18 protein-coding genes are annotated in these 25523 nt (G+C 68.3%); 13 read left to right on the forward strand and 5 right to left on the reverse strand.

The features are described from left to right. Positions 1-36 precede the first annotated feature (36 nt). Entirely contained in the window at positions 37-1956 is a 1920-nt protein-coding gene (locus tag M5D76_RS04540; RefSeq protein ID WP_248922194.1) for a DUF4422 domain-containing protein, read from the reverse strand. Positions 1957-2211: 255 nt separating this feature from the next. Between M5D76_RS04540 and tyrS the strand changes: the two genes are divergently transcribed. The 6 genes from tyrS to M5D76_RS04570 all read left to right on the forward strand — a co-directional run bounded on the left by tyrS (position 2212) and on the right by M5D76_RS04570 (position 10445). Beyond that, on the forward strand, positions 2212-3429 hold the full coding sequence (tyrS, locus tag M5D76_RS04545; protein ID WP_248922195.1) for a tyrosine--tRNA ligase: 1218 nt from the start codon (positions 2212-2214) through the stop codon (positions 3427-3429). A gap of 3 nt (positions 3430-3432) precedes the next feature. Continuing rightward, on the forward strand, positions 3433-6024 hold the full coding sequence (locus tag M5D76_RS04550; protein WP_248922196.1) for a U32 family peptidase: 2592 nt from the start codon (positions 3433-3435) through the stop codon (positions 6022-6024). A 129-nt stretch (positions 6025-6153) separates the two neighbouring features. After that, positions 6154-6423: a NifU family protein gene (locus tag M5D76_RS04555; protein ID WP_248922197.1), complete on the forward strand. Its 270-nt coding sequence runs from the start codon at positions 6154-6156 to the stop codon at positions 6421-6423. Further along, entirely contained in the window at positions 6423-8246 is a 1824-nt protein-coding gene (locus tag M5D76_RS04560) for a DUF6020 family protein (RefSeq protein ID WP_248922198.1), read from the forward strand. Before M5D76_RS04555 ends, M5D76_RS04560 begins: the two co-directional genes overlap by 1 nt. A 27-nt stretch (positions 8247-8273) precedes the next feature. Next, positions 8274-9527: a hypothetical protein gene (locus tag M5D76_RS04565; protein ID WP_248922199.1), complete on the forward strand. Its 1254-nt coding sequence runs from the start codon at positions 8274-8276 to the stop codon at positions 9525-9527. 237 nt (positions 9528-9764) lie between these two features. After that, the gene (locus M5D76_RS04570; RefSeq protein ID WP_248922200.1) at positions 9765-10445 is read left to right on the forward strand and encodes a TIGR00266 family protein; all 681 of its coding nucleotides are present in this window, start codon (positions 9765-9767) and stop codon (positions 10443-10445) included. Positions 10446-10629: 184 nt separating this feature from the next. Here the strand turns inward: M5D76_RS04570 and M5D76_RS04575 are convergent, their stop codons facing one another. From M5D76_RS04575 to M5D76_RS04585, 3 genes are read right to left on the reverse strand one after another with little or no spacing between them, the layout of a single operon-like run. Then, the gene (locus tag M5D76_RS04575) at positions 10630-12816 is read right to left on the reverse strand and encodes an ATP-binding cassette domain-containing protein (protein ID WP_248922201.1); all 2187 of its coding nucleotides are present in this window, start codon (positions 12814-12816) and stop codon (positions 10630-10632) included. 19 nt (positions 12817-12835) lie between these two features. Continuing rightward, complete coding sequence (locus M5D76_RS04580; protein WP_248922202.1) at positions 12836-14989, reverse strand: ATP-binding cassette domain-containing protein; 2154 nt, start codon at positions 14987-14989, stop codon at positions 12836-12838. A 2-nt stretch (positions 14990-14991) separates the two neighbouring features. After that, a complete protein-coding gene (locus M5D76_RS04585; protein ID WP_248922203.1) occupies positions 14992-15561 on the reverse strand; it encodes a hypothetical protein in 570 nt (189 codons plus the stop codon). A gap of 261 nt (positions 15562-15822) precedes the next feature. On the opposite strand from M5D76_RS04585, the gene dcd reads away from it, so the two are divergent. From dcd to M5D76_RS04625, 7 genes are all read left to right on the forward strand, one after another. Next, positions 15823-16380, forward strand: a complete 558-nt coding sequence (dcd, locus tag M5D76_RS04590; RefSeq protein WP_248922204.1) for a dCTP deaminase — start codon at positions 15823-15825, stop codon at positions 16378-16380. 9 nt (positions 16381-16389) lie between these two features. After that, positions 16390-17241, forward strand: coding sequence for a prolipoprotein diacylglyceryl transferase (gene lgt, locus M5D76_RS04595; RefSeq protein WP_248922205.1), 852 nt, complete (start codon positions 16390-16392; stop codon positions 17239-17241). 425 nt (positions 17242-17666) lie between these two features. Next, positions 17667-20675 carry a DUF4430 domain-containing protein gene (locus tag M5D76_RS04600; protein WP_248922206.1) on the forward strand — a complete coding sequence of 1003 codons (3009 nt, stop codon included), beginning with the start codon at positions 17667-17669 and terminating at the stop codon, positions 20673-20675. Between the two features lies 1 nt (position 20676). After that, on the forward strand, positions 20677-21579 hold the full coding sequence (locus M5D76_RS09135) for a DUF4430 domain-containing protein (RefSeq protein WP_346348396.1): 903 nt from the start codon (positions 20677-20679) through the stop codon (positions 21577-21579). Further along, positions 21579-22454, forward strand: a complete 876-nt coding sequence (locus tag M5D76_RS04615) for an energy-coupling factor transporter transmembrane component T (protein WP_248922207.1) — start codon at positions 21579-21581, stop codon at positions 22452-22454. Before M5D76_RS09135 ends, M5D76_RS04615 begins: the two co-directional genes overlap by 1 nt. Beyond that, entirely contained in the window at positions 22451-23950 is a 1500-nt protein-coding gene (locus M5D76_RS04620) for an ABC transporter ATP-binding protein (RefSeq protein ID WP_248922208.1), read from the forward strand. The genes M5D76_RS04615 and M5D76_RS04620 overlap by 4 nt, the downstream gene beginning before the upstream one ends. Further along, positions 23947-24666, forward strand: coding sequence for an ECF transporter S component (locus M5D76_RS04625; RefSeq protein WP_248922209.1), 720 nt, complete (start codon positions 23947-23949; stop codon positions 24664-24666). The genes M5D76_RS04620 and M5D76_RS04625 overlap by 4 nt, the downstream gene beginning before the upstream one ends. Before the next feature lie 3 nt (positions 24667-24669). Here M5D76_RS04625 and M5D76_RS04630 read toward each other — a convergent pair whose 3' ends face one another. Beyond that, positions 24670-25512, reverse strand: a complete 843-nt coding sequence (locus M5D76_RS04630; protein ID WP_428847227.1) for a pyridoxal-phosphate dependent enzyme — start codon at positions 25510-25512, stop codon at positions 24670-24672. Positions 25513-25523 lie beyond the last annotated feature (11 nt).

The following is a 25523-nucleotide window of genomic DNA, read 5'->3' on the forward strand; positions in this document are numbered from 1 at the left end:
TGGGGCCGCTGTCACATCGCGGGGTTGGATCCGGCGCTAGTCCTCGTGGCGGCGCGGGTGGATCTTGCGGTAGTGGTAGCGCGCAAGCTCGAGGCCCTTACTGCCCTCGGGGAGGATCTTGTGCACGGCCGGCACGGCGACCCTGCGGTAGATGAACTCCTTCGCGCGCATGGCGGCGGGCTTGCCCTCGTCGGCGGTCGCGATCGAGATGGCCATGCGCTGCAGCGCGGTCTCGTAGAACGGCGTCAGGCGGCAGTACTTCCAGAAGTGCGTGGCCAGGTCGCTCTCCGGGTTGACCCAGGGCTTGTCGGGGCCGGCGAAGTGGATGACGTAGGGGTCCTTGCGCGACTCCATGTACGCCTCATAGATCCAGCGCGGGGCGCGCTTGATGATGTCGTTGATGCGGATGCCCCTCCAGTCGATCACGACGTTCCACGCCATGTCGACGAACTTCACGCGGTGCTGGCAGAGGTAGTTGAGGACGTCCTGGTCGAGCAGCTGCCAGTCGTAGGACGAGGCGAACGCGAAGATCTCGTCGGGCGTGTAGGTGTCGCGCCACGCGTCGAGGTTGAAGAGGATGACGCCGGCCTGGAAGTAGTCGTAGGGCTTGTCGATCTTGAGGACCGTGTCCATGTACTCCTTCTTGGGCATCTTGGTGCCGCTGTGCGGCGCACCGCTGTAGAGGCCCGCGGTGTCGGCGTCGCGCACGGCGGCGACCAGCACGTCCTTAACGTCGGCGTCGTAGAGGTCGGCCACGTCGTGCAGGTTGACCATGTCGGCGTCGAGGTAGAGGACCTTATGGTAGTCCGGCAGCAGCTGCGGCAGCAGGAGGCGGAAGTACGTCTCGAGCTTGAAGTGGCCGCGCAGGAACAGCTTGCTCTGGTACTCGCGCATCGCGGCGGTGACCTTGAGGAAGCGCAGGCTCACGTTGTCGCGCACGACAAGGTCGCGGAGAAGAGCCATGTTGCGCGCCGAGAAGTCCTCGTGCAGGACGATCAGGTCGTAGTTGCGGTCGTCGGAGGCGTTGTCCACGACCGACTTGAGGAGCGTCCCCAGGTAGGGCGTGTAGTAGTCGTTCGCCGAGAAGACCACGGCGACGGGCTCGCTGGCGCTGTCGGAAAACGCCGGCTTGAGCGTCTCGACGCCGTCGACGTCGCCGAAGAGCGTGCGCTGCAGGGTGGTGTAGGAGTGGCCCTGGTCGATCAGCCACGTGAGGTAGGCGCCGCAGAGGCGCTCGGCGAGGTAGCCGCTCACGCGGTTGGTGGTGACGTCGTACTCGTCGAGGGCCGCGCCGCGCCTGCGCTCGTGCTCCTCGAGGATGTCGAAGAGCCACGCGGAGTAGTCCTGGAAGAGCTCCTTGCGCATGATGAACATGTTGCAGTAGTAGCCCTCGGTCTGGTTGAGGTAGTCGCGCACGGGCTGGGAGAACTCGGGGTGGCGCTCGTCGATGATCTCGAGCACGCAGTCGAGGTCCTCCTTGCGCTGCTCCCAGGCGTTCGCGTAGGCGTCGCCGATCGTGGAGTTGTCCACGAAGGAGCCCTTCTGCGGCACGATGAGGTCGTACTGGCTGATGAGCGAGGCGATCTTCTCGTCGTCGCCGTAGCCGATGAGCTGCATGGCCTTGTCGTCGTTGGCGGCCATGAGCACGTCGCCGAAGTGGTTGGTCTCGAACTGCTCGCCCTGGTTGAACGAGAAGTAGCGGCGGTAGTGCATGAAGCCATAGTAGCCGGCGTCGGCGTTCTTCCAGGCCCAGTACTGGGCGGTCAGCTCGCAGTAGCGGGGGTTCTTCTCGGAGATGTTGTCGCCCTCGTCGTCGTGCAGGATGCCCTCGACCTTGCTCTTGTGCAGGGCGGCGCCCACCTCGATGGGGCAGACCAGCTCGCTGTCGGGGAACTTCACCCCACCCTTGTGCGACGAGACGAAGATCTTGATGTTCGTGCCACTGTTCTCAGTCATGAGTCCTCCGTACGAGGTGCCTGATGTGCAATTCAACTCCCCAAGGATAGCGCAGCCAGCCTGCCCGCCGCCGTCTGGCGGCGGCGTATGGCGCACATCTCTATAACTTGCGCGTCGGACGAACGTGTGGGCGCCGTTGTTTGTGCGTGTAGAGGACGCGAACGCGGCCTGCCTGCGCTATTCTGTAACGCATGTGACTTCACGCCCGCCGCACCCAGGACATGCGGGCAGACCCTTTGAACTTGGAGGAATGACGTGCTTTCCGTTGACGAACAGCTCAAGGTGATCCTTTCCGGAACCATGCAGGTGGTCCCCCTCGAGGAGCTCAAGAAGAAGCTCGAGAAGGGCGTGCCCCTCAACATCAAGCTCGGCGTCGACCCCACGAGCCCCGACCTGCACCTCGGCCATGCCGTGCCGCTGCGCAAGATGCGCCAGTTCCAGGACCTGGGGCACCGCGTCACGCTCATCATCGGCAACGGCACCGCGCTCATCGGCGACCCGTCGGGCCGCGACAGCACCCGACCGCCCCTCACCGAGGAGCAGGTCGAGGCCAACGCCAAGACCTACGTCGAGCAGGCCATGAAGGTCCTCGACCCCGAGAAGACCACGATCGTCCACAACGGCGAGTGGCTCAAGCCCCTCGACCTCTCCAAGATGCTCGAGCTCATGAGCCAGTTCAACGTGGCCCGCATCCTCGAGCGCGAGGACTTCCACAACCGCTACACCAACGGCCTGTCCATCAGCCTGCACGAGTTCATCTACCCGGTGCTGCAGGCCTATGACTCCGTGGTGATCGAGGCCGACCTCGAGATGGGCGGCAACGACCAGATCTTCAACCTCCTCGCCGGCCGCGACCTCATGCGCGCCAAGGGGATGGAGCCCCAGGTCGCCCTCACGGTGCCCCTGCTCGTGGGTCTCGACGGCCACAAGAAGATGTCCAAGTCCTACGGCAACTACGTGGGCCTCACCGACGCCCCCAACGACATGTACGGCAAGATCATGTCGATCGCCGACGAGATCGTCCCCATGTACTTCCGCCTCTGCTCGACCCTTCCGGTCGACGAGGTCGACGCCATCGACGCCGCCTTCGAGGACGGCAGCGCAGACCCCTATAAGCTCAAGCGCCAGCTGGCCCGCAACATCGTGGACCTCTACCACGGCGAGGGCGCGGGCGTCGCGGCCGAGGCCGCCTTCGACGCCCAGTTCAAAAAGAACGAGGTGCCCGACGACGTCAAGGAGTTCCCGATGAGCCTCGTCACCACCAACGACGAGGGCAAGGTCTACCTGGCCAAGCTCCTGGCCGACCTCGAGATCTGCAAGTCGGCCGGCGAGGGTCGTCGCCTCATCGACGGCGGCGGCGTCAAGGTCAACGGCGAGGCCGTGGCCCCGAAGAGCTACAACGTCGACCCCGCGCTCTTCTCGGCGGGAACCACCGTCCAGTCCGGCAAGAAGCGCTGGGCGAGGCTGGTCTAGGCCATGGCCGAGCGCTCCGAGAGGGTGGCGCCCTTCAGGGCGACCCACCGCGCGCCCGAGCTGCTGGCGCCGGCCGGTGGCCCCGACCCCTTCAACGCCGCGCTCGCGGCCGGGGCAGACGCCATCTACTGCGGCCTGGGGACGGACTTCAACGCCCGCCGCGGCGCGCGCAACTTCGACGACGAGACCTTCGCGGCGGCCTGCCGCGCCGCCCACCTGGCCGGCGCGCGCGTCTACGTGACCGAGAACGTCGTCATCCGCACCGACGAGATGCCGGCCGCGCTCGCACTCGTGCGGCGCGCGTGGCTGCTCGGCGCCGACGCCTTCATCATCCAGGACTGGGGCCTGCTCGCCGAGGTGCGCAGGCTCTGGCCCGAGATCGAGTGCCACGTCTCCACGCAGGCCAACGTGCATGACGCGCGCGGCGTGGCGTGGTGCCGCGAGCTCGGCGTCGACCGCGTGACGCTCTCGCGCGAGCTCTCCGTCGCAGAGATCGCCCGCATCGCCGAGGAGGGCGTCGAGCTCGAGGGCTTCGGCCATGGCGCGCTCTGCTTCTGCTACTCCGGCGTCTGCCAGATGAGCGCGCTCGCGGGCAGCCGCTCGGCCAACCGCGGCCTCTGCGCGCAGCCCTGCCGCCTGACCTACGACCTCGTGGACGAGGCGGGCGAGAGGATCGCGCCGCCTGGGTGGGACCGTCCCCTCTGCCCCAAGGACTTCAACACCTTCGACGACGTCCGTCGCCTGGCCGAGGCTGGCCTCGGCTCGCTCAAGATCGAGGGCCGCATGAAGGCCCCCGACTACGTGCACTCCGTCGTGAGCGCCTACCGCGGCGTCCTCGACGACCTCGAGGCCGAGCGCACGCCCGACGAGGGCGCACAGGAGCGCCGCCGCGAGCTGCTGCGCCGCGCCTTCAACCGCGACTTCACGAACAGCTACCTCGACCACCGCTCCGACAACGACATGATGAGCTACGAGCGCTCCAACAACCGCGGCGAGCTCGTGGGCCAGGTGCTCGCGAGCCGCGACCTGGGCAGCTCCAAGGTCAAGCGCGGCGGCCGCGCCGGCGGCCGCGACCGCTTCCGCACCATCACGCGCGCCGAGGTCGACATCGAGCTCGAGCACCCCGTCGGCGCCGGCGACCTGCTCGAGATCCGCCCCGTCGACGACCCGTCGCAGTTCCTCACCGTGCACGCCGAGGCCGACGCCGACGCCGGCCATGTCATCACCTGCCTGGCCAAGCGTCCCATGGAGGCCGGCTCACCGGTGCGCGTCATCCGCTCGCAGCGCGCCATGGACGCCGGCGCCCGCGCCGCGAAGGGGGAGGACGCCCCGCGCCGTGCCGTCCGCGTGCGCGTGACCTCGCGCCTCGGCGAGCCCTTCGCCGTCGAGCTCGAGGCCGACGACGCCCGCCGCGGTACTGTCGTCGCCCGCGCCGAGGGCTTCGTCGTCGAGGCCGCCCGCACCCGCTCCGTCACGGCCGACGACCTGCGCGAGCACGTGGGCCGCATGGGCACCACGCCCTTCGAGCCCGCCTCGATCGACGTCGAGCTCGACGAGGGCTGCGGCATGGGTTTCTCGGCGGTGCACAAGGTGCGCGCCGAGGCCTGCCGCCTGCTGGAGGAGAAGATCCTGGCGCCGTCCTCGGCAGACGTCCGCGCCGAGGGCCTCGCCCCCGTGCCCGACGACGCCGCGCTCGCCGCCTCCAACGAGGGCGTCCGCAGCGCCGCCGGCATCGCCGAGCCCGCGCATGCCGCCACCTCCGCGTCCGAGGCCGCGTCTGCCGCCGAGGTCTGCGCCCTGGTCGCCTCGCCCGAGACCGCCGCGGCCGCGCACGCCGCAGGGGCGACTCGCCTCTACGCCACCTCCGACGTGCTGGCCGAGGCCGAGCGCGCGGGCAAGGCCTGGCCCGAGGGCGTCGAGCTCGTGCCCGCCCTCGACGAGGTCTGCCGCGAGTGCGATCACGACCGCCTCGACCGCCACGTCGCACCCGGCGCCGCCGTTGCCGTTGGCAACGTCTCCGAGCTCGCGCTCGCCGTCGAGCGCGGCGCCCACCCCGAGGTCAGGCCTTGCATCCCCATCCACAACGAGAGCTGCCTCGTGGAGCTCGAGCGCGCGGGCGTCGCTGGCGTCTGGCTCTCCGGCGAGCTCACGCTCGAGGAGGCCTGCGCCCTCGCCTCGCGCGCCTCGGTCCCCGTGGGCCTCGTCGTCTCCGGCCGCGCGCGTGCCATGACCAGCGAGCACTGCGTCCTGCAGACGGCCGACCGCTGCATCCACGACTGCGCCCGCTGCCCGCTGCGCGCCCGTCGCCTCTCGCTGCGCGACCACAACGGGGCCCTCATGCCCGTGCGCACCGACCTCCAGGGCCGCAGCCGGATCTATGCCGCGCACCCGCTCGACGCCACGCCCCAGGCGGGCGAGCTCCTCTCGGCGGGCGTCACGCGCCTCATGGCCGACTGCACGCTGCTCACCGCGGAGGAGACGGCCCAGGCCGTCGAGCGCGTGGTCCGCGCCGTCGAGTCCGTGGCCGCCGGGCATCGCCCTGCCGCCCGCGCGCAGGGCGCGACCTCGGGTCACCTGTTCATGGCGATCTCGTAGCACGAGCCCGCGACCGCCGCGCCGCGCATCGTGCGGGCGACTTTGGGTAGACTGACGTAAGATTTCGCAAGCAAACCGGCAGGGCCGGCCCCGCCGCCCGCCGCATCCGCAAGGAAGGACGTGCCTCACATGGCCGAAAACGACGCAAAGACCGAGAAGACCCCCGTCAACCGCGAGCTGCTCGAGGCTACCCTCGACGTCATCCGCCAGAGCCTCCAGGCCGACGGCGGCGACGTCGCACTCGTCAACGTCGACGACGAGGGCGTCGTCACCCTCGAGATGCAGGGTGCCTGCGCCGGCTGCCCGCTCTCTAGCTACGACATGAGCGAGGGCATCGAGCGCATCCTCAAGGAGCACGTGCCGGGCGTGACCAAGGTCATGCCCGCCATGGAGTGGTAATGGCCGCGCCCGCCAGTCTCGCGCCCGCTAGCCCCGCGACGGGCCTAGCCGCCCGCATCCGCGCGCTCGCCACGAACCCGGCCCACTCGGCCTGGTCGTGGGGGTGCGCGGTCGTCGTGTCGGCCTTCTTCGCGCTCGCCGCGCTCGCCAACGACCGCGTCGTCGAGGCCACGGGCGCCACCCAGGGCCTCGCGGGCATGCTCGTGGTCGCGCTCTGCGCCGTCGTCCTCCTCGTGCTCGCCGAGCGCGCGTTCGCCTTCGCGTTCGACCGCGCCGATGCCGCGGCCGCTCGCGCCGCCGAGAAGAGCGACCCCGTGCCCGACGCCGTGCCTGGGGCTGACGCCGACGCCAAGCCCGCGCCGTTCCTGCGCGCCGCGCTCGCCGCCTCGTGGCGCCGCGCGGCCGCGATCCTCTGCGCGTGGCTGCCCTACTTCCTCGTGCGCTTCCCGGGCAACCTCGACCCCGACACGCAGTGGCAGATTCTGCAGACCTACGGCATGGCACCGGCCAGCGACCATCACCCGGCCTTCGACACGCTGCTCTTTGGCGGCGTCTGGCACCTGGGCGACCTCGTGGGCACGCACGCCGTGCCGCTCGCGCTCTACTGCCTGGGGCAGATGGCGATCACGGCGCTCGTCCTCTCGCTTGCCGTCACCTTCATGCGCGAGCGGCTCTCGACGCCGCCGACCGCCTGCCGCGTCTCCACGCTCTTCTTCGCGCTGTTTCCGCCCATCGCGCTCTTCGCGCAGGCCATGGCAAAGGACATGCTCTTCGCCTGGGTCTGGGTGCTCTTCCTGATGGCCGTCTCCGACGTCGCGATCTCGCGGGGCCGCACTCTCACGCCGTCGCGCATGGTCGCCCTGGCGGCGCTGCTCGCTCTTCTCGCCCTCACCAAGAAGACGGGCGCCTACATCTTCCCGCTCGTGTTCGTGGTGCTCGCGATCAGGTGCCGCCGGCTCTGGTGGCGCGCTGCCGTGCCCGCGGCCGTGGCGCTTGCGGCGTTTGTCGCGTGGGGCTCCGTCGTGCTGCCGGCCCTCGGCATCGCAAAGGGTCCGTCGGGCGAGATGTTCTCCATCCCGTCGCAGCAGGTTGCGCTCTACCTGCGAAACTACGGCGACGAGATGGACGACTCCGATCGCGAGACGCTGCTTGCCGTCTACGACGACCTTGATGCCATGGCCGCAACCTATGTGCCCACGCGCGCGGACGCGACCAAGCTCCATTGGAGGGAGTCGGCCTCGGCCGCCGACCGTGCGGCGTTCCTGGGCTGGTACGCGCGCGCCGCGCTGCGCCACCCCGCCACCTTCGTGCTTGCGGGCGCGGCCAACGACCTGCCCATCCTCTGGTTCGACCTTTCGAGCGAGGGCGAGGAGAGCCTGCTGTTCTACCTCGACAACGTCGCTCCGGCCGACGCCGAGCCCAAGGGCCACGAGGTGCAGCTCGCGAACTGGTTTGGCGACTACGCCTCCTACGACGAGATCGTCGCCACCTTCGACGGCATGTTCCGCGCGCCGGCCATCTCGCGAGCCTCGGCTGCGCTTGATGGCATCTACCTGTACGTGGCCAACGTGCTTGCGCCGCTGTTCGCCAAGTACGCCTGGGTCACGCTCATCCCGCTCGCGTGCACGGCCGCCCTTCTGCGCCGTCGCGCGCGCTGGGCCTACCCGGTGCTCCTCGCGGTCCTCCTGCAGTGGGGCACGCTCGTGGTCGGGCCGATCCCGCTGCCGCGCTACATCGTTCCCTTCGTCTACCAGGCGCCGCTTCTCGTGGCGCTTGCGCTTTCGCCGAATCTGACTGGTGGTCACGTGCGCCGCAAGGCATGAGCCGATGCCACGGAAGGGGGGTCGAGGATGGCAGAGTTCTATGAGCCGACGCTGTACCTGTCTACGCCCGAGCACCCGAACACGATGGGCATGTCCGTCACCCTGAGAGACGAGGTCGACCATGACATCCTCTCGGGCGTCGTGGATGACCTGCGCCGTCGCTTTCCGTACCTCTACGTTCGCGCCGTCGTCGAGGGCGACGACCTGGTGCCCAAGGCCAATCCGCTTCCCATGACGGTGAGGGGGACGTGGGAGCCCATCGACCTGAACTCCAAGGAGTCGAACCTCCACTTGGGCGCGTGGAAGCACGAGGGCAGACGCCTCGCGTTCGAGATCTCGCACTCCCTCACGGATGGGGCGGGGCTGCTCCCGTACTTCAAGAGCGCGCTGTGGCTCTACGTGTCGCGCAGGTACGACGTTTCCCTCGACCGCGAGGGCTTCCGCCTGCCGGGCGACGCGATTCCGGAGTCCGAGGTGGGAAACCCCTTTGCGGGCCTCGACATCGATGGTGCGGAGGAGCCGCTCTACGTCAAGGAGCACACGACCGACTTCCTCCGACCGAGCGACGGCTCCGCGGCGGACTCCCGCGTCACGTACGTGAGGATGCCCGAGGCGCAGGTGATGCGGTTCTGCCGTGACAACGACGGGAGCCCGAACGCGCTTCTGGCCGTGATGCTGGCACGTGCGGCCAGACGCAGCGAGTCCGAAAGCGACAAGACCATCAGCGTCGCGGTCGCCATCGACCACAAGGCGATGCTGGGAAACCACGACAACTATCGCCTGTTCGCAAGCGTGGTCGAGCTCGACTTTGCGAGTGACCGGGCGCTGGACGACCTAGCGAGGGCCTGCACCATCGCCCGCGGACAGATCATCGCGCAGGCGCAGCCGGAGAACTCCCTCTGGGCGCTGAGGCAGAGGAAGGCCAACGCCGAGAGGCTCGCCCAGGTCCCCTTGGACGTGAAGCTCGAGGCCATCGCAAAGTCGATGAGCGCGCCGCGGTGGAGCATGTCGGTCTCCTACGTGAGCGGCAGGTCCTTCGGCCCCCTCGACCCCTATGTCGAGGAGTTCTACGTGCTGTCGGAGCCGGGTGTCACGGACGTGGTCTGCGAGGTCACCTGCATCAACCACGGCTTCTTCCTGGCGATCGCGCAGAACTTCTCATCCGACGGGCTCGTTGACGCGCTGCTCGAGGAGCTCTCCTCGGTGGGGATCGACTGCGAGGTGAGGGACAGGGGCCCGCTTGGCCTGTGTAGTATGGCGCCCTACGACGTTGCGGGGTAGGAGTTTGCGGCTGTGCCGGCGATCTGCCACTGCGCCGCGTAGGCTCTTCTCGGCCTATGGGGTCGTTGGCACATTCCTTGGTCGCGGCTCGTGCGCGCGGCGCGACGGGTGGTGTCGCTTGCCTTGGAATGCGTGACGGCGGCCGTAGGGTTCGCCCGATTGGGTCGGGGAGCCTCGTTTCGGCTGTTATAGTCGCTCGTGTGTCATGTCAGGCAAGGCGGTCGGAAGGGAGTCTCCATGAAGTACGAAATCGTTGGCGAGCCATATCCCGCGGTCGTGTGTCACCTGCAGCGCGGCGAGCAGATGAAGACCGAGCGCGGCTCGATGGTGTGGATGGACCCCGTCATGAAGATGGAGACCAACACCGGTGGTGGCGGCATCGGAAAGATGTTCGGCCGCATGCTCTCGGGCGAGAGCATGTTCCAGAACGTCTACACCGCGGAGGATGACGGCCTGATCGCCTTCGGTTCGTGCTTCCCGGGACAGATCCTGCCCATCGAGATCAAGCCGGGGCAGGACTTCATCGCGCAGAAGACGGCGTTCCTCTCCTCGGAGATGGGCGTCTCCATCGAGACCTTCTTCAACCAGAAGCTGGGCAGCGGGTTCTTCGGCGGCGAGGGCTTCATCATGCAGCGCCTGAGCGGCCAGGGCATGGTGTTCGTCGAGTGCGATGGCTCGCTCGTTCGCTATGAGCTCGCCGCGGGCCAGTCGATGGTCGTCGACACGGGTAACGTGCTCGGGTTCACCGAGGGCGTCGAGCTTCGCGTCGAGAAGATCCAGGGTGCCAAGAACGTCATGTTCGGTGGCGAGGGCCTGTTCAACACCGTCCTTACTGGCCCCGGCACGATCTACCTGCAGACGATGCCGCTCTCCAACGTCGTCGAGGTCATCTCGGCGCACCTTCCTAGGGACAACTAAGGGACAACTAGCGAGGCGCGGTCAGGCCTGACGCTGCGGAAGGCCATTTGCGCATGCGAGGGGGCGGGTCCGTCGGAAGTCCGGCGGGCCCGCCCCTCTTGCGTGCGTGGGAAGGGGTGCGAGAGCGGCGTCCGCGTCGTTTCCGGGCCGTGTTGGGCCTATGGCGGCGCGCTCCTCTTGGTGGCTACGCCTCGTCGATCTGCTGGCGCCTGACGAGGTCGGCGAAGAAGCCGTTCCTCTCCATGAGCTCGTCGTAGCTGCCGCTCTCCACGATGCGCCCCTTGTCCAGGGCGAGGATGCGGTCGCACGAGCGGATGGTGGACAGGCGGTGCGCGATGACGATCCTCGTGCAGTCAAGCGCGTCGAGCGAGTCGGTCACGGTCTTTTGCGTCAGGTTGTCGAGCGCGCTCGTGGCCTCGTCCATGATGAGGATTTTTGGCCGCCCGACGATCGCGCGCGCAATCATCAGGCGCTGCTTCTGGCCGCCGGAGATGCCGCCGCTGCCCTCGGAGATGAGGGTGTGCATGCCCATCGGCATGCGGCGGATGTCCTCGGCCATGCCGACCTTCTCCGCCGCGTCCCAAGCGCGCTCGACGCTGAGGCCGGGCGAGGTGATGGTGATGTTGGAGTAGATGTCGCCCGCGAACAGCTTGCCGTCCTGCAGCACCGTGCCGATGCAGCTGCGAAGCGTCCGCAGGTTGGTGGAGCCCGTGTCGTGCCCGTCGTATGAGACGGTGCCCTCCTGCGGGGTCTCGAAGCCGAGAAGAACCTTCACGAGCGAGCTCTTGCCACAGCCGCTCCTGCCGACGATGCCCACGTACTCGCCCGGCTCGATGGTGAGTGACAGGTCGTTGAGGACTGCTGGGCTGTCCTGCTCGTAGCGGAAGGTGACGTTGTTGAGCTCGATCTTTCCCGTGAGCTGCGAGACCAGTTCCTTTCCCTCGCCGTACTCCGGGGCCGTCTGGAGGATCGGCTCCCCCTGCTTGAGGCACGGCCCCAGCTGCGCGATCCACTTGAAGCGCGGGGCGGCCGCGCTGAGACAGCCCATTGCCATGCCGTAGGAGGTGGAGAAGGCCGCGAAGCTCGCCACCGAGACGTGACCCTGGTAGGCGAGGTAGAAGGCCGCGAGCATGCCGATCAGGCGGGAGATGGTGATGAGCTGGGCGCGGGCGCACAGGGGAAACTTCGTGTTGTAGGTCGTCCCGGCCTGCTCCGCATAGCCCCTGAGCCAGCGTGCGTATGCGCGGTCCTCGCTGCCGCTGAGCTTCAAGCGCTGCGCGCCCGAGATGAGGTCGAACACCACGCCGCCGTTCCTCTCGGTGCTGGCGAGCTCGCGTGACGCCAGCTTCTGCTCCTGCATCACGGTGACGGCGTAGATGACGATGACGAGCGCGATGGCGCCGAGCTCGGCGGGAAGCAGCTCCGGCGCGACGAACATGATGGGAAGCGCCATGATCACGGAGACGAGCGTGTTGGTGATCACGAAGAGGAGGTCAGTGGTCGTCTTGGGAAGGGTGCTCAGCGCGAGCACCTTCTGCGAGAGGCCGCCGGCCGTGTTCTCCCCGAAGAACCAGACGGGGAGGTTGAGGATGCGGTGGATGACGCTGCTGCCCGCCGACACGTCGAGGCGGTTCTGGATGCGCATGTTGAGCGAGAATCGCGCCGAGCGCATGAGGAAGTTCGCGAGGGCGAGCGCGACCAGGAAGATGAAGAGCGAGATGAGCAGAGTCATCGTTCCCGTGGGGATGATCCGGTCGAAGGCGATCTTGACGGCCGTCGTGGCGACGATGCCGGCAACCGACATGAGGACGGAGGCGACGAAGTACAGGACCAGGTCTCCGGGTCTGATTTGGCGCAGCATGAACAGGTAGTACTCGCGCCCCGTCATCGGGCGTGCGGGCAGGGGCTCGTAGAAGCAGATCGCCTCCTCGCCGAACTGTCCCGCATTCTTCCTCGTGACGCGCGTCCTCTTGCCCGTGGCGCCGTCCACGTAGTACAGCCCCGACAGGGCACCAGGGAAGAGGGCGACGGCGCTCGTGCCGTCCTTGGTCCTTGCGAGGAGCGGCCCGTCGGCGTCCTTCCACCAGGGGCCGGTCAGGAGCACGCTCCTCTGGGCGATGTTGGTGACGCGCAGGTACTCCGCGATCACCTCGTCGGCGTCGCGGCCCTCTGCGGCGATCTCCGGCGCGTCTATGTGGAAGAAGCCGGCAATGAGGTCCATCTGCTCGGTGACGCTGCCCGCGGACACCCTCGAGCCCGTGGCCGACGAGCGCCTTCCGCCCAGGGCGGCGCCGAGCTGTCGCTCGTTTCTCGCGACCGCCTTCGCGTCGTTTTGCAGCCTCGTCTCGAGCTGTTCTCCAAATAGGCTCATGGTCATCCGTTCCTTGTGCCTACGCCGTCATGATGAGTTGCTTGTACAGGCCACCGTCTGACATCAGGTCGTCGTGGGTGCCTCGCTGCACCACCTTGCCGCGGTCGAGGACGATGATCTCGTCGCAGTCGCGGATGGTGGAGAGGCGGTGCGCCACGATGATGCAGGTGATGCCGCGCGCGTGGATGTATTCGGAGATCTCGTACTCGGTGCGTGCGTCCAGGGCCGAGGTGGCCTCGTCCATGATCAGGATGGAGGGGTCGCTCGACAGGACGCGTGCGATCTCGATGCGCTGGCGCTCGCCGCCCGAGAGGTTGCGACCGCCCTCCTCGACCATCATCTGGTAGCCGCCCTTGCGCGACGAGATCTGCTTGTGTATGCCGGCGTCGCGCGCAGAGAGCACCATCTCGAAGTCCTCGATGGTGTCGTCCCACATCTTGATGTTGTTCTGGATCGTGTCGTGGAACAGGACCACCTGCTGGTCGACCATCGTGAGGGACCCCTTGAACACCGGGCGGGGTATGTTCTCGATCGGCTTGCCGTCGAAGAGGATCTCGCCGCTCCAGGGCTGGTGGATCCCCACGAGCATCTTTGCGATGGTGGACTTGCCCGAGCCGGACCCGCCCACGAGCGCGACCCGCTGCCCGGGCTTGAGGCGGAGGCTGAAGTTCTCGATGAGGGGCTCGGCGGCGTGGGAGTAGCCGAAGGTCACGTTGCGGATCTCGAGCTCGCCGGTGAGCTTCTGGGCGTCGCGCACGGAGGCGGGGTCTGCGCGCCCGCGGGCGCCGTCCTCCTCGGGACACTCCATCACGTCATTCACGCGGTCGATGGCGGCCCCCATGACCTGGAGGTTCTCGCCCGCCTCAAGCAGCATGTTGACGGGGTCCATCATAGCCTTGAGGAACTGCAGGAAGGTGAGGAGCAGGCCTGCCGTGAACTGGCCCTGCACGATCAGGACGAAGCCCATGAACATCACGACGTAGTCCGAGACCTCCTGAATGAAGGCGGGGAAGTTGCCGAGGTACATGGTCTTTCTGGTGAACCTGCTCTTGGTGTTCGCGAGGCTGGCGTGGACGCCGCTCCAGCGCTTGAAGTAGCCGTCCTCGGAGCCTGTCGCCTTGATCGACTCGATCATGTCGATGCCCGAGACCGTCGTGGCGCTGAGGTTCGCGCGGTTGCGAGCGCCGACCGCGGTGATCTCGCGTCGCATCGACCCGACCTTGCGGATGACGAGGAGGTTGATGACCACGGTCGCGGCGCCGATCCCCGTGAGCAAGAGGTTGTACTGGGCCATGACCACGAGGTAGAAGACGAGCATCAGAAGGTTGATGACGAGCGGCGCGAGCTGGCCGATGAGCGTCTCCGCGATCTCGTTGTTCGAGTTCTGGCGGTCGGCCAGGTCGCCCGCCTTGTGCTGGTAGAAGAACTCGATGGGAAGGTACAGGACGTGCCGCAGGAACCGCGCGCTCGACGTCGCCGCGATCTTTCCCTTCGAGCGGATGATGAGGACCTGGTTGATGATGGACGCGATGAGCTGGAAGGCGATCACGGCCGCGAAGACGTAGAGCACGCCCGGGTACCATGACGAGCCGTCGCGCCCCAGGACGTAGTCGGTGAAGATGCGGGTGAAGATGGGGGAGAGGATTGCGGCGAACGTCGCGAGGATGCTCGTGACCATGACGAGCCGGACGATGGAGCCGTGCTCCGCGAGCGCGGCGCTCAGGTGGTCGAGGAGGCCTGGCTTCTGGCCGCTCGCCTCGAAGGACGCGCCGGGCGAGAAGAGCATACAGGTCCCCTCGTAGCTCTTCTCGAACTGCGCGAGGTCAAGGCGTGTCGTCCCCTGGGCGGGGTGGTTGACGCAGACCCCCTTGCGGTCGAATCCGCAGAGCACCACGTAGTTGGTCTCGTTCCACACAACGATTGCCGGCAGCCTTGCGGAGCGAAGCTCGTCGACGCCGAGTCGCTCGATTGTGCAGTCGAGGCCGTAGCCCTCGGCCGCGCGCTTGATCGAATCGGGCTGGATGCCGTCGCGTGAGAGCTCGCAGGCGCCACGCAGCTGGTCGAGGCCGACCCACTTGTTGTGGTAGCCCATGACCATCCCGAGGCATGCGGCGCCGCCGTCGAGCTCTTCCATCTGTAGGACAACGGGTACCTTGACGACGTCTCTGCCCATGGCTACCTCGCAAGGAATCGGATCGGTGGGACCTCGTCGGTGATGATCGTGACGTCGGGCGTCGTGAACAGGTGGTTAGAGATGTCATCGTGGACATGGACCGCGATGCCCCAGCTGTAGTTGCTGTCTATGCACTCCTCCGCGATCCACGCGCCGTCGTTCAGGTACGCGCGCGCCTCCTCGCGATTGAGCGGGATGGCGGACACGGCCTCGATCTGTCCCTTGGTCGTCGTGCGGTCGGGCATCGTGATCGTGACATCGTTGCCGAACTTCGAGAGCTGCTCGGCGCTGTACTTTGAGGAGTCGACGTAGCAGACGACCCAGTGGCCCCCGGCCTCGTGGGCCTCCTCCTCGCTGCTGCCGATGACCTGCGCCTGCCTGATGAGCGTCTCGGTGTCGACCACGCATCCGGTGACGGTGGTGGTGACGGGGATCTTGCCGATGAAGCCCCACACGATGGTGGCGACGAGCACGAGCGACAGCGCACCGATGATGACCAGGACCCCCGGGCTGCTCACCCGGATGTAGTCGTTCAGGCCGTCTCCTGACGCCTTGCGGGTTTCCTCTTGCACAACGTCCTCCTGACCATCGGCCGTGCCTTGCAGGGACACCGTACGAGCACAGATTATAGGGTCGTCGTGGCAGGGCGCCCGCCTCGTCGGCTTGGCCGGGCCCTCAACGGTCGAAAAGTGCGGTGCGGCCAGTTCGACAGGCACAATACGCTTGGCTAGAATCGTCGGTGGGCGCCTGGGCGTCCACCGACATTCGTTTTGGCAGGCCGCCGAGAAGAGCGTAGGCATGCTCTTCTCGGCAGCTTGAGAGGGTGAGTGAGCATGGTGCTTTCAGACAGGGACATCAAGCGCGAGCTGGCCGCGGGGCGCATTCGCGTCGAGCCGCTGGACGAGAAGGACATCCAGCCGGCCTCCGTCGACGTGCGCCTGGGGTCCAACTTCCGCATCTTCAAGAACTCGTCGAACGCCTACATCGACCCCACGGTCGAGCAGCACGGCCTCACCGAGTCGATCGACGTGCCGGAGGGGGAGACCTTCGTGCTGCACCCCGGGCAGTTCGCGCTTGGCACCACGCTCGAGCGCATCGCCGTGGCCGACGACATCCTGGGCAAGCTCGAGGGCAAGTCCACGCTGGGCAGGCTCGGCCTCATGATCCACTCCACGGCCGGCTACGTCGACCCGGGCTGGGACGGCGAGATCACGCTCGAGCTCTCCAACGTCGCGACGCTGCCGATCGTGCTGCACCCCGGCATGAGGATCGGTCAGATGTCGTTCGAGCGCATGAGCAGCCCCTCCGAGCGACCCTACGGCAGCAAGGGGCTCGGCAGCCACTACCAGGGCCAGTCGGGCGCGACCCCGTCCAGCCGCCTCAAGGACTAGGGGAGTCGCATGTGGCTTGACGCGCTCTACCACTCGCTCAATCCCGTCGCGCTGCAGCTCGGACCGCTTGCGATCCGCTGGTACGGCCTGGCGTACTTCTTCGGTTTCGTGTGCGCCGCGGTCGTGATCTATCGCGTCGCGCGCCGCTGGGGCGTCGGGCTCTCCGTCGACCAGCTCACCACCGTCATGATCGGCATCGCCTTCGGCGTGATCATCGGCGCGCGCCTCTTTTACGTCGTCTTCTACGGCGACGGCTACTACCTGGCCAACCCCCTCAAGATCCTCGCGTTCTCCGAGGGCGGCATGAGCTTCCACGGGGGCCTCGCCGGTGCCGTCGTGGGCGGCGCGATCGCGTGCCGCTCCATCGGCTACTCCATCCCCACGATGTGCGACCTCGCCGTTATCGGCGCCCCGCTCGGCCTCTTCTTCGGGCGCTGCGCCAACTTCGTCAACGGCGAGCTCTGGGGCAAGCCCTGCGACCTGCCCTGGGGCGTCATGTTCGATGACGCCGGCGGCGGGGCGATCTACCGCCACCCCTCGCAGTTCTACGAGGCCCTGCTCGAGGGTCTCGTGATCTTCGTCGTGCTGCTGGCCCTCTCGCGTCGCCGCCCGCCGCGCCCGCAGGGAACCTTCCTGGGCGTCTTTCTGGCGCTCTACGGCGTCTTCCGCTTCGCCGTCGAGTTCGTGCGCCTGCCCGACAAGCAGGTCGGATACCTCCTGGGCACCGACTGGCTCACCATGGGCCAGGTGCTCTCGGTCCCGCTCGTGATCATTGGGGTCATGGTCGTCGTGCTGGCACTGCGGCGCAACGAGCCGCAGCGCGGGCTCCTCTCGCCCGCCCCCGCCGCAGAGCAGGAGTGACTTCCGATCAACTGAGGCCCAACGGCCCCCGATGCCTGCAGCGCAAGCAGGCCTCGGGGGTCTCTTTGTGCCGCGAGCCCGCCCTGCCTCGGGCGCCGCCTGCGTGCAAAGCCGCCCATACCCACTCGCGGTTTTCGTGTATAGCGTCGTAGCTGGCCTTTAGCTGGCACCTGTCTGATAGAATCTGTCACAACATACGCACGAGGGCATGGCCAAAGCTCATAGGCCTCGGAAAAAGGATTCCGGTTTGACTCCGGATTTGCGAAAGCCGTGCTCACAAGGTTGCAACGCACCCGCGTCGCACGCTGGCTGCCGCGCCCGCTCCCGGACGTCGCCTGCCGCGCCGGCGCCTGGCGTTGCGCATCGGACACCGTCCGAACAGCGCCTGCCCTCATGATTCCGCCCACGCGGAGAGAGGCAAGGCGATGACTTCCCAAAACAACCCCATCTGGCGGCGCGCGCTCGCGTGCGCCCTTGCGATCGCGCTCGCAGTCGCCGGCACGCCGGCGCGAGCTGACGCCCAGCTCACCATCGATGCCCAGTCCTCCTACACGTCCGTCGACGAGGTCGTTCCCGTTGCGACCGAGGCGCCTGACGAGGCCCAGCCGTCCGTCGCATCCGACGACGCCGCCGAGAAGAGCGTGCCGTCCGACTCGGGCGACGCCTCCGACCAGCAGGCTGACGCCCCCGACGACGAGGCATCCTCCAAGGACGACGACGCTCCTGCGGTGAGCGCGCCCGTCGAGGCCGCTGCCCCCGCGCAGGTTGCCAACGCCGGCGCCACGCCCGTCTCGACCCAGGATGAAACCGTCTCCGTCACGATGGCCATCATCGGCCGCGATGCCAACGGGCGTCCCGAGTCGTGGTCCGCGGCGACGGACTACTCCGTGCCCACCACCTCCAACGCCGGCGACCTCACGATGAGCGCGCTGAACGCATCCAACCTCACCTACGACTCCGTCACCGAGTACGGCCTCTACCTGAAGACCATCACTTCGCCCGACGGCGCGCGTACCCTCGGCTACGACGAGGCCACCGGCCGCTACTGGCAGCTCTTCGTCAACGGCGCGGCCTCCAGCGTCGGCGCGAGCGACGTGCATCCCGCGGCCGGCGACACCTACGTCTGGTACTACTCCGCTTTTGGCGACGAGCTGCCACCCGCGACCTCCTCGGTCACGATGTCTGTCATCGGCCGCGACGCCGACGGCCGTCCCGAGTCGTGGGTGGGCGAGGCCTCCCATGCCGTCCCGACTTTCTCCAAGGCCTCCGACCTCACCGAGTCCGTTCTTGCCTCCTCGGGACTCACGTCCGAGATTGATCGCACCTGGGGCTTCTACCTCAAGTCCATCACCTCGCCCGACGGCGCGCGAACCCTCGCCTATGACGAGCCCACGGGCCGCTACTGGCAGCTCTTCGTCAACGGCACTCTCTCCGACCTCGGCGCCGGCTCCGTTCAGCTCTATGAGGGCGACTCCGTCGTCTGGTACTACTCTGCCTACGGCGACAGCCTCCCCACCAACACCGCCTCTGTGACCGTCATCGGCCGCGACGCCCTCGGCAACGTCGAGACGTGGCTGCCCGAGACCTCGCGCAGCGTCGACTTCCCGACCACCGCGGACAAGCTCACCGTGGACATCCTCCGCGACGCGGGCATCACTGCCGACTACGGCTATGGCAAATTTGGCTTCTATCTCAACTCCATCACCTCGCCCTTTGATCCCACGTGGTCGCCCGGGTACGAAGAGGCCACCGGCCGTTACTGGCAGCTCTTCGTTAACGGCAAGTCCTCCGACCTTGGGGCGAGCTCCGTCCAGCTGGGCGACGGCGACTCCATCGTCTGGTACTACGCCGCGTACGGCGATTCGATCCCCACCAGCGACGTCCCCATCAACCCCGGCGCCGCCCACCCCGAGGTCTCCCACGATTGGGCCGGCTTCAAGGGCAACGACGGCACGGGCGTGGTCGAGAGGAGCACGCCCAAGGCTGCCGCCGCCCTCGCATGGCAGGTCGGTCTCAAGCGCGAGGGCGAGCTCTTCGCCAACACGAGTGACGTCCTGCTCGTCGACGGCAATGTCTACCAGGTTGTTCGCGACACGCTCTACGTCCGCGACTCTGCCACCGGCGCCATCAAGGGCTCCGCGCCCCTCGCCGGCACGATCGGCTTCGTCTCGCGCATCCAGTACGCCGACGGCCTCATCCTCGTGCCGCTCCAGGGCGGCAGCGTGCAGGCCATCACGGCTCGCGGCCTCGAGACCCTCTGGGTGAGCGCCCAGCTCCCCGACGTCAAGGGTACCCTGCAGCAGGCCAACTCCGCCGTGGTCGTGGGCGACGGCTGCATCTACGTCAACGCCACGGTCCCCGGCTCCTTTGGCAGCGTCGCCTGCATCGACCTCGCGTCCGGCCACACCCGCTGGCGCCACGACAACGAGGGCGCCGGCTACTACTGGGCCAACATGGCGCTCTCTCCTGCGGGCCTTCTCTCCGCATCCGAGAAGGGCGCAGTCCAGCTCTTCAACATCACCTCGGGCCTCGTGCTCGCCTCGCACGACCTTGGCGCGGCCTGCAGGGCCGGCATCGTCCGTGGCGGCGACGCCTACTACGTGGTAACCGAGGACGGCGTGCTGCATCGCCTCGTGCTCTCGGGCGCGCGTCTCTCCGAGACCGGCTCGGTCCACTTCTGCGACTACTCCACCGGCACGCCCACCATCAAGGACGGCCGCGCGTACGTCGGTGGCGCGGTCCGCAACGGCTCCAAGAGCGTGGGCGCGCTCGCGACGATCGACCTCTCCTCTATGACGGTCGTCTTCACCGTCACGACCCTCGAGTCGGGCGCGTTCCTTCCCGCCGAGGTCAAGAGCACGCCCCTCGTCTCCGTAACCGGCGGCGAGACCTGGGTCTACTTCACGTGCAACACCGAGCCGGGCGCCGTCTACGGCGTGCCTGCCGCAGGGTCCGCGGCTCGCGAGATCTTCGTCCCCGACGCCGACCACGCCAACTACTGCATGTCCTCGGTGGTCTGCGACGCGGCCGGTAACCTCTACTACACCAACGACTCCGGCACGCTCTTCAAGATCGCGAGCGGCGCCAGCCCCGCGCCGGCTCCGTCCGAGGGCGGCAACACCGACGGCGGCAACACCGACAACGCCGGCGACGACTCCGTTGACGATGTCGACTATGACAACTCTGGTTCGGGCAGCGTCGCCCCGCGCGCCGCATCCTCGAACCAGGGCACCAAGGCCGCCGACACGGCCGCCGCGCCCGCGACGTCCGCTGCGACCACCGACGCCAAGAAGGACGGAAAGGGCTCCGAGTCCACGTCCCAGACGCAGGACCAGGCCGAGGCGCCCTCCATGCCCGTCTGGCCCTTCGTGGGCATCGGCATTGGCGTGGTCGTCCTTGCCGGCGCCCTCGTCGCCATGAGGAAAAGGGGATAGCGTGACGGAGAGGCAGAGCCCCACGCCCGATAAGAGCGAGGCGGCCGACCGCAGCGCCTCCGCTCCCGCCGCACCCGCCGGCGAGACCAAGGTCGCCTACATCCGCCACAACGGAGACGCCCCTGACGGGGGCGCCCCCGCCCGTGGCGGCGCGCCCGCCCCGCGCCTGTCGCCGGCTCCGGTGATCGTCGCGGTCTTCGCTGTCATCGCGATCGCCGCCTTCTCGTGGGCCGCCTATGCGTACTCGCAGGGGCAGGACGCCATCGCCATCGTCGCCTCGGCCTTCGGCGCCCCCTCGGGCGGCGAGCGGGCCAAGCAGTCCGTGGCGCCCTCCGCAGGCTCCGCACAGTCCGCCGCGCCCGCGGCCGGCTCGGCCGACTCAGCCTCCGGCGGCAACCCCGCAGGCCAGGGTTCCGCAGGCGCAGGCGGCAACGGCACCGGCGGCACCACCAGCGATGGCGCCTCGTCCGACAACGGCGCCGGTGCCCCCGACTCCGATACCTCCGGCGCCCAGGGCGGCGGCTCGGGCCAGACGAGCGCCCCCGCCGACCAGGGCGGCTCGCCCGACTCCGCTCCCGCGCCCGAGGAGTCCTCGCAGATCACCGTCACGGTCTCGATCGACGCGAGCCTCGTGGGCGCGGCTGGCGGCTCGACCACAGTCACGCTCGAGCGTGGGGCCACCGCATACGACGCCCTGCTCGCCTCGGGCGTGAGCGTGAGCGCACGCCCCACGGGCTTCGGCATATACGTCGACGCGATCAACGGCGTCGCTGAGAAGCAGGCCGGCCCTACGAGCGGATGGGTCTACACTGTCAACGGCGGACGCGTCAACGTGGCGTGCTCGTCGTACGAGATGGGCGATGGCGACTACCTGAGCTGGACCTACGTGACGGGAGCTGATTGATGGCAGGGCGGAGGCACGTCGCGTTCGAGACGGCGCACGCCTCGGTGCCGATTGTGTACTTCGCCGGCACCATCCTGCTCGCGCTCTTCGCGCTGCAGCCCGTCTACGTGGCCCTCTCGCTCGCAGGCGCGCTCGCGTACTCGCTGGCGTGCCGCGGCCTCCGCGCGACCGCTCTCAAGCTGCGCTGGCAGCTGCCGATGCTCGCGATCGTCGCCCTCGCCAACCCGCTCTTCTCGGCGCAGGGCACGACCCTCGTCCTTCAACTGGGCTTCGTGCGCGTTTACGCCGAGAGCCTGGCCTTCGGCCTCACGATGGGCGCGCTCCTTGCGGCGTCCGTCCTGTGGTTCGAGAACGCGGCGGCCACCGTCTCAAGCGAGAGCGTGCTGTCGCTTCTGGGCGCCCGCATGCCCGTGGTCTCGACCATGGTCGTGATGGTGTCTCAGCTCGTGCCGCAGCTCATGCGCCGCTCGCGCACCGTGGGAGGCGCCCTCGACGCCTGCACCGCCGCGCGCACGCCCGCCGCCGCGCCGCACGTGCGCGCCGCGCGCCTCTCCGGCGTCCTCATGAGCTGGGCGATGGAGGACTCCCTCGAGCGCTCCGACGCCATGCGCGCCCGTGCGTGGGGCGCGAGCGAGCGCCGCACGACCTGGCGCCGGCAGGAGTTCCGCGCACGCGACGCCGCTCTTCTCGCCTGCGTCCTGGGCCTCATCGCGCTCAACGCGCTGCTCGTGGCCCTGGCCATGCAGGCGTGGTGGTTCTATCCCACGATGGCCGAGCTCGGCTGGTGGTGGGGCTACGTGCCCTATGCCGCGCTCGTGCTGCTGCCGTGTGCCCTTGCGACCTATGACGAGATGAGCTGGAGGTCCCTCTCGTGACGAATGCCAACACCACAGCCGCGTCCGCGGCGAGGCAGACGCCCGCCGCGCTCTCCTTTGAGGGCGTGAGCTTCGCCTATCCCGCGCCCGAGGGCGCCTCCGATGCGGCCGCCGCCCGGCCCGTGCTCGACGGCTGCGACCTGAGCGTCCCCGAGGGCGCGTTCTGCCTGCTCGTGGGCGACACCGGCTCGGGCAAGACCACGCTCCTGCGCCTGGCCAAGCCCGAGATCGCGCCGGCCGGCAGCCTCGACGGGCGCGTGCTCGCCTGCGGCCGCGACGTGCGCGAGCTCGACGGCCGCGCCTCCGCCGAGACCGTCGGTTACGTCTTCCAGAACCCCGACAGCCAGATCGTCTGCGACACCGTCTGGCACGAGATGGCGTTCGGCCTCGAGAACCTCGCGGTCCCCGAGCCCCAGATGCGCCGCCGCGTGGCCGAGGTCAGCTACTTCTTCGGCATGGAGCCGTGGTTCTCCCGTCCGACCGCCGAGCTCTCCGGCGGCCAGCGCCAGGTGCTCGCGCTCGCGGCGACGCTGGCCATGCGCCCGCGCGTGCTTCTGCTCGACGAGCCCACCTCGATGCTCGACCCCATTGCCGAGAAGAGCTTCGCGTCGCTCCTGCAACGCGTGAACCTCGAGCTCGGCGTCACCGTGGTCGTCGCCACCCACGCCCCCGCGCCGCTCGCCCCCTTCGCCACGATGGCCGTCGAGGTGGGGGAGGGCGCCGTGCGCCCCGTCGAGGTCTCGGCCCTCGAGCGTCGCGGGCGGCTGGCGGATGTCGCCCGGGAGGACGACGCCAAGCCCGCCGACGGCCCGCGCGCCGCCGACGCGCGCGCGAGCGTCCGGCTGCGCGACGTCTGGTGGCGCTACGGCCGCGAGGAACCCTGGGTCCTGCGCGGATGCGACCTCGACGTGAGCGCGGGCGAGGTCAGGGCCATCGTCGGCGGAAACGCCTCGGGCAAGTCCTCGCTCCTCTCGGCCGTGGCGCAGATCTCGAGGCCCCAGAGGGGGCGCGTCGAGGTCGCCGACGCCGCCTGCCAGGCGCTCCTGCCGCAGAGCCCGAAGGCGCTGCTCACGGCGGAGTCCGTCGAGGAGGAGCTCATGGAGTGGTCGCGCGCCGTCGGGTACGCGCGCGGGGACGTGCTTGCGGCCATGGGCGAGCTGGGGCTTGCCGAGGGGCTGCTGGCATCGCACCCCTATGACCTCTCCGGCGGGCAGCAGCAGCTCGTGGCACTCGCGAAGGTGCTGCTCACGCGCCCGCGCCTGCTGCTTCTGGACGAGCCTACCAAGGGGCTCGACGACGCCGCCCGCGCCGCCGTGGCGCGTGCCGTGTCCCGCGTCGCCGACTCGGGCGCGACGGTCCTTCTGGTCACGCACGACCTGGAGTTCGTGCGCGTCTGCGCGACGAGCGTGTCGATGATCTTTGACGGCAAGGTCATCTCGACCGAGCCCACGCCGGAGTTCTTCGAGACCTCGTGGCTCTGGGGAGTCTCGCGATGAGCGCGCCGGAGGGAAGGGCTGTGCCCGTCAGCCTCGCGTCTCGCGTGCTGCGCGTCGCCGGGACCGCGTCGCTGGTGCTCGTACCTGCGACGATGGGCGCCTGCGCGTACTTCGGCGTGCCCGCGGCCGCGGCGCTTACGCTCCTCTCGGTCGTGCTCACCCTCGTGCTGTTCTTCGCGAGCTACGAGGCATCGCGCCCGGCGCTTCGCCAGATCATGCCCGCCGCGACCCTGGCCGCCGTCGCCGCCGCGGGGCGGATCGTCTTCGCGCCGATCCCCAACGTGCAGCCGGTCTCCGCGATCGTGATCGTCGCGGGCGCCGCGCTCGGGAGGCGCGACGGCTTCATGGTGGGCGCGCTCGCGGCGCTCTCCTCCAACCTCTTCTTCGGTCAGGGGGAGTGGACGCCCTGGCAGATGTACGCCTGGGGCCTGATGGGCTATGTCGCCGGCATGCTCGCCGACCACGGCCTGCTCGCAAGGCGCTGGGCGACCCTCGCCTTCGGCTTCGTCGCGTCGCTGGGATATGCGCTCATACTCAACGGCTTCTACATCCTGGGCTACGTCAAGCCGCTGACGTGGCCGGGCGCCCTGGGGGCCATCGCGCTCGCCGCCCCGTACGACCTCATGCACGCCACGTCGACCGTCGTGTTCCTGGCGCTGATCTGGCTCCCGTGGGAGCGCTCCATCAGGAGGGTCGTGCGCAAGTACGCGCTGTAGCCGTCAGCGCAAAACCCGCTCGAGGCGTGCAGGAATTGACCTCCGTCTTCGCGTCTTCCCTTGATAAATCTCCAGCACGTTGGCACCATCGTCGGTCACCAGCTGTACTAGCTTGGCTAGGTTGTCGGCCTTGTCCACGAACTTCGTGGCTTGCCTTGCGATACGCCCGGTCTGCTGCATGCCCCTGATAATGATCCAGGCCAACGTGGTGATGTCCACATTGCCGCCGGAGACCAGGGCGACGGCCTTGAGCGGCGTGTCGACCCTGCCGAACAGGTCGGCGGCCGCGCTGGAGGCGCCCGCGCCTTCCGCCATGGTCTTCGGGCCTTCCAGCAGCGCCACGATGACCGCCGCGATCTCGTCTTCGGTTACCGTCACGACATCGTCCACATAGCGGCTCACCAGGTCGAAGGTCATGTTGCCCGGGGTGGGTACGTGGATGCCGTTCGCATTGGTGGGGCCGTCCTTGATGGTGGTGACCTCGCTGCTTGTCACCGATACAGACATCGAGGGGATGCTCGGCGCCTGCACGCCGATCACCTTGACGTTGGGGTGGATGGACTTAACCGCCACGGCGACGCCGGTGGCGAGCCCGCCGCCGCCGACGGGCACCACGATCTGTTCCACATCGGGCGCCTGCTCCAAGATCTCCAAGCCAAGCGTGCCCTGCCCCGCGATCACGAACGGACCGGCGAAGAGATGGGCGAACGTGAGGCCCTCTTCCTTGGCCAGCCTTGCGACTTCCGCCGTTGCATCGACGTAGTTGCCTGGTGCCAGCGCGACTTCGCCGCCGTAGCTGCGGGTGGCTTCCGCCTTCGGGATGGGCACGCCTTCCGGCATGGAGATGGCGGACCTCC

Source organism: Olsenella intestinalis (assembly GCF_023276655.1).
Lineage (GTDB): Bacteria > Actinomycetota > Coriobacteriia > Coriobacteriales > Atopobiaceae > Olsenella_J > Olsenella_J intestinalis.

Coding starts and splice junctions, on each gene's coding strand:
- M5D76_RS04540 (WP_248922194.1), bottom strand. CDS start 1,956: ATGACTGAGAACAGTGGCACGAACATCAAGATCTTCGTCTCGTCGCAC.
- M5D76_RS04550 (WP_248922196.1), top strand. CDS start 3,433: ATGGCCGAGCGCTCCGAGAGGGTGGCGCCCTTCAGGGCGACCCACCGC.
- M5D76_RS04555 (WP_248922197.1), top strand. CDS start 6,154: ATGGCCGAAAACGACGCAAAGACCGAGAAGACCCCCGTCAACCGCGAG.
- M5D76_RS04560 (WP_248922198.1), top strand. CDS start 6,423: ATGGCCGCGCCCGCCAGTCTCGCGCCCGCTAGCCCCGCGACGGGCCTA.
- M5D76_RS04565 (WP_248922199.1), top strand. CDS start 8,274: ATGGCAGAGTTCTATGAGCCGACGCTGTACCTGTCTACGCCCGAGCAC.
- M5D76_RS04570 (WP_248922200.1), top strand. CDS start 9,765: ATGAAGTACGAAATCGTTGGCGAGCCATATCCCGCGGTCGTGTGTCAC.
- M5D76_RS04575 (WP_248922201.1), bottom strand. CDS start 12,816: ATGAGCCTATTTGGAGAACAGCTCGAGACGAGGCTGCAAAACGACGCG.
- M5D76_RS04580 (WP_248922202.1), bottom strand. CDS start 14,989: ATGGGCAGAGACGTCGTCAAGGTACCCGTTGTCCTACAGATGGAAGAG.
- dcd (WP_248922204.1), top strand. CDS start 15,823: ATGGTGCTTTCAGACAGGGACATCAAGCGCGAGCTGGCCGCGGGGCGC.
- lgt (WP_248922205.1), top strand. CDS start 16,390: ATGTGGCTTGACGCGCTCTACCACTCGCTCAATCCCGTCGCGCTGCAG.
- M5D76_RS04600 (WP_248922206.1), top strand. CDS start 17,667: ATGACTTCCCAAAACAACCCCATCTGGCGGCGCGCGCTCGCGTGCGCC.
- M5D76_RS04615 (WP_248922207.1), top strand. CDS start 21,579: ATGGCAGGGCGGAGGCACGTCGCGTTCGAGACGGCGCACGCCTCGGTG.
- M5D76_RS04625 (WP_248922209.1), top strand. CDS start 23,947: ATGAGCGCGCCGGAGGGAAGGGCTGTGCCCGTCAGCCTCGCGTCTCGC.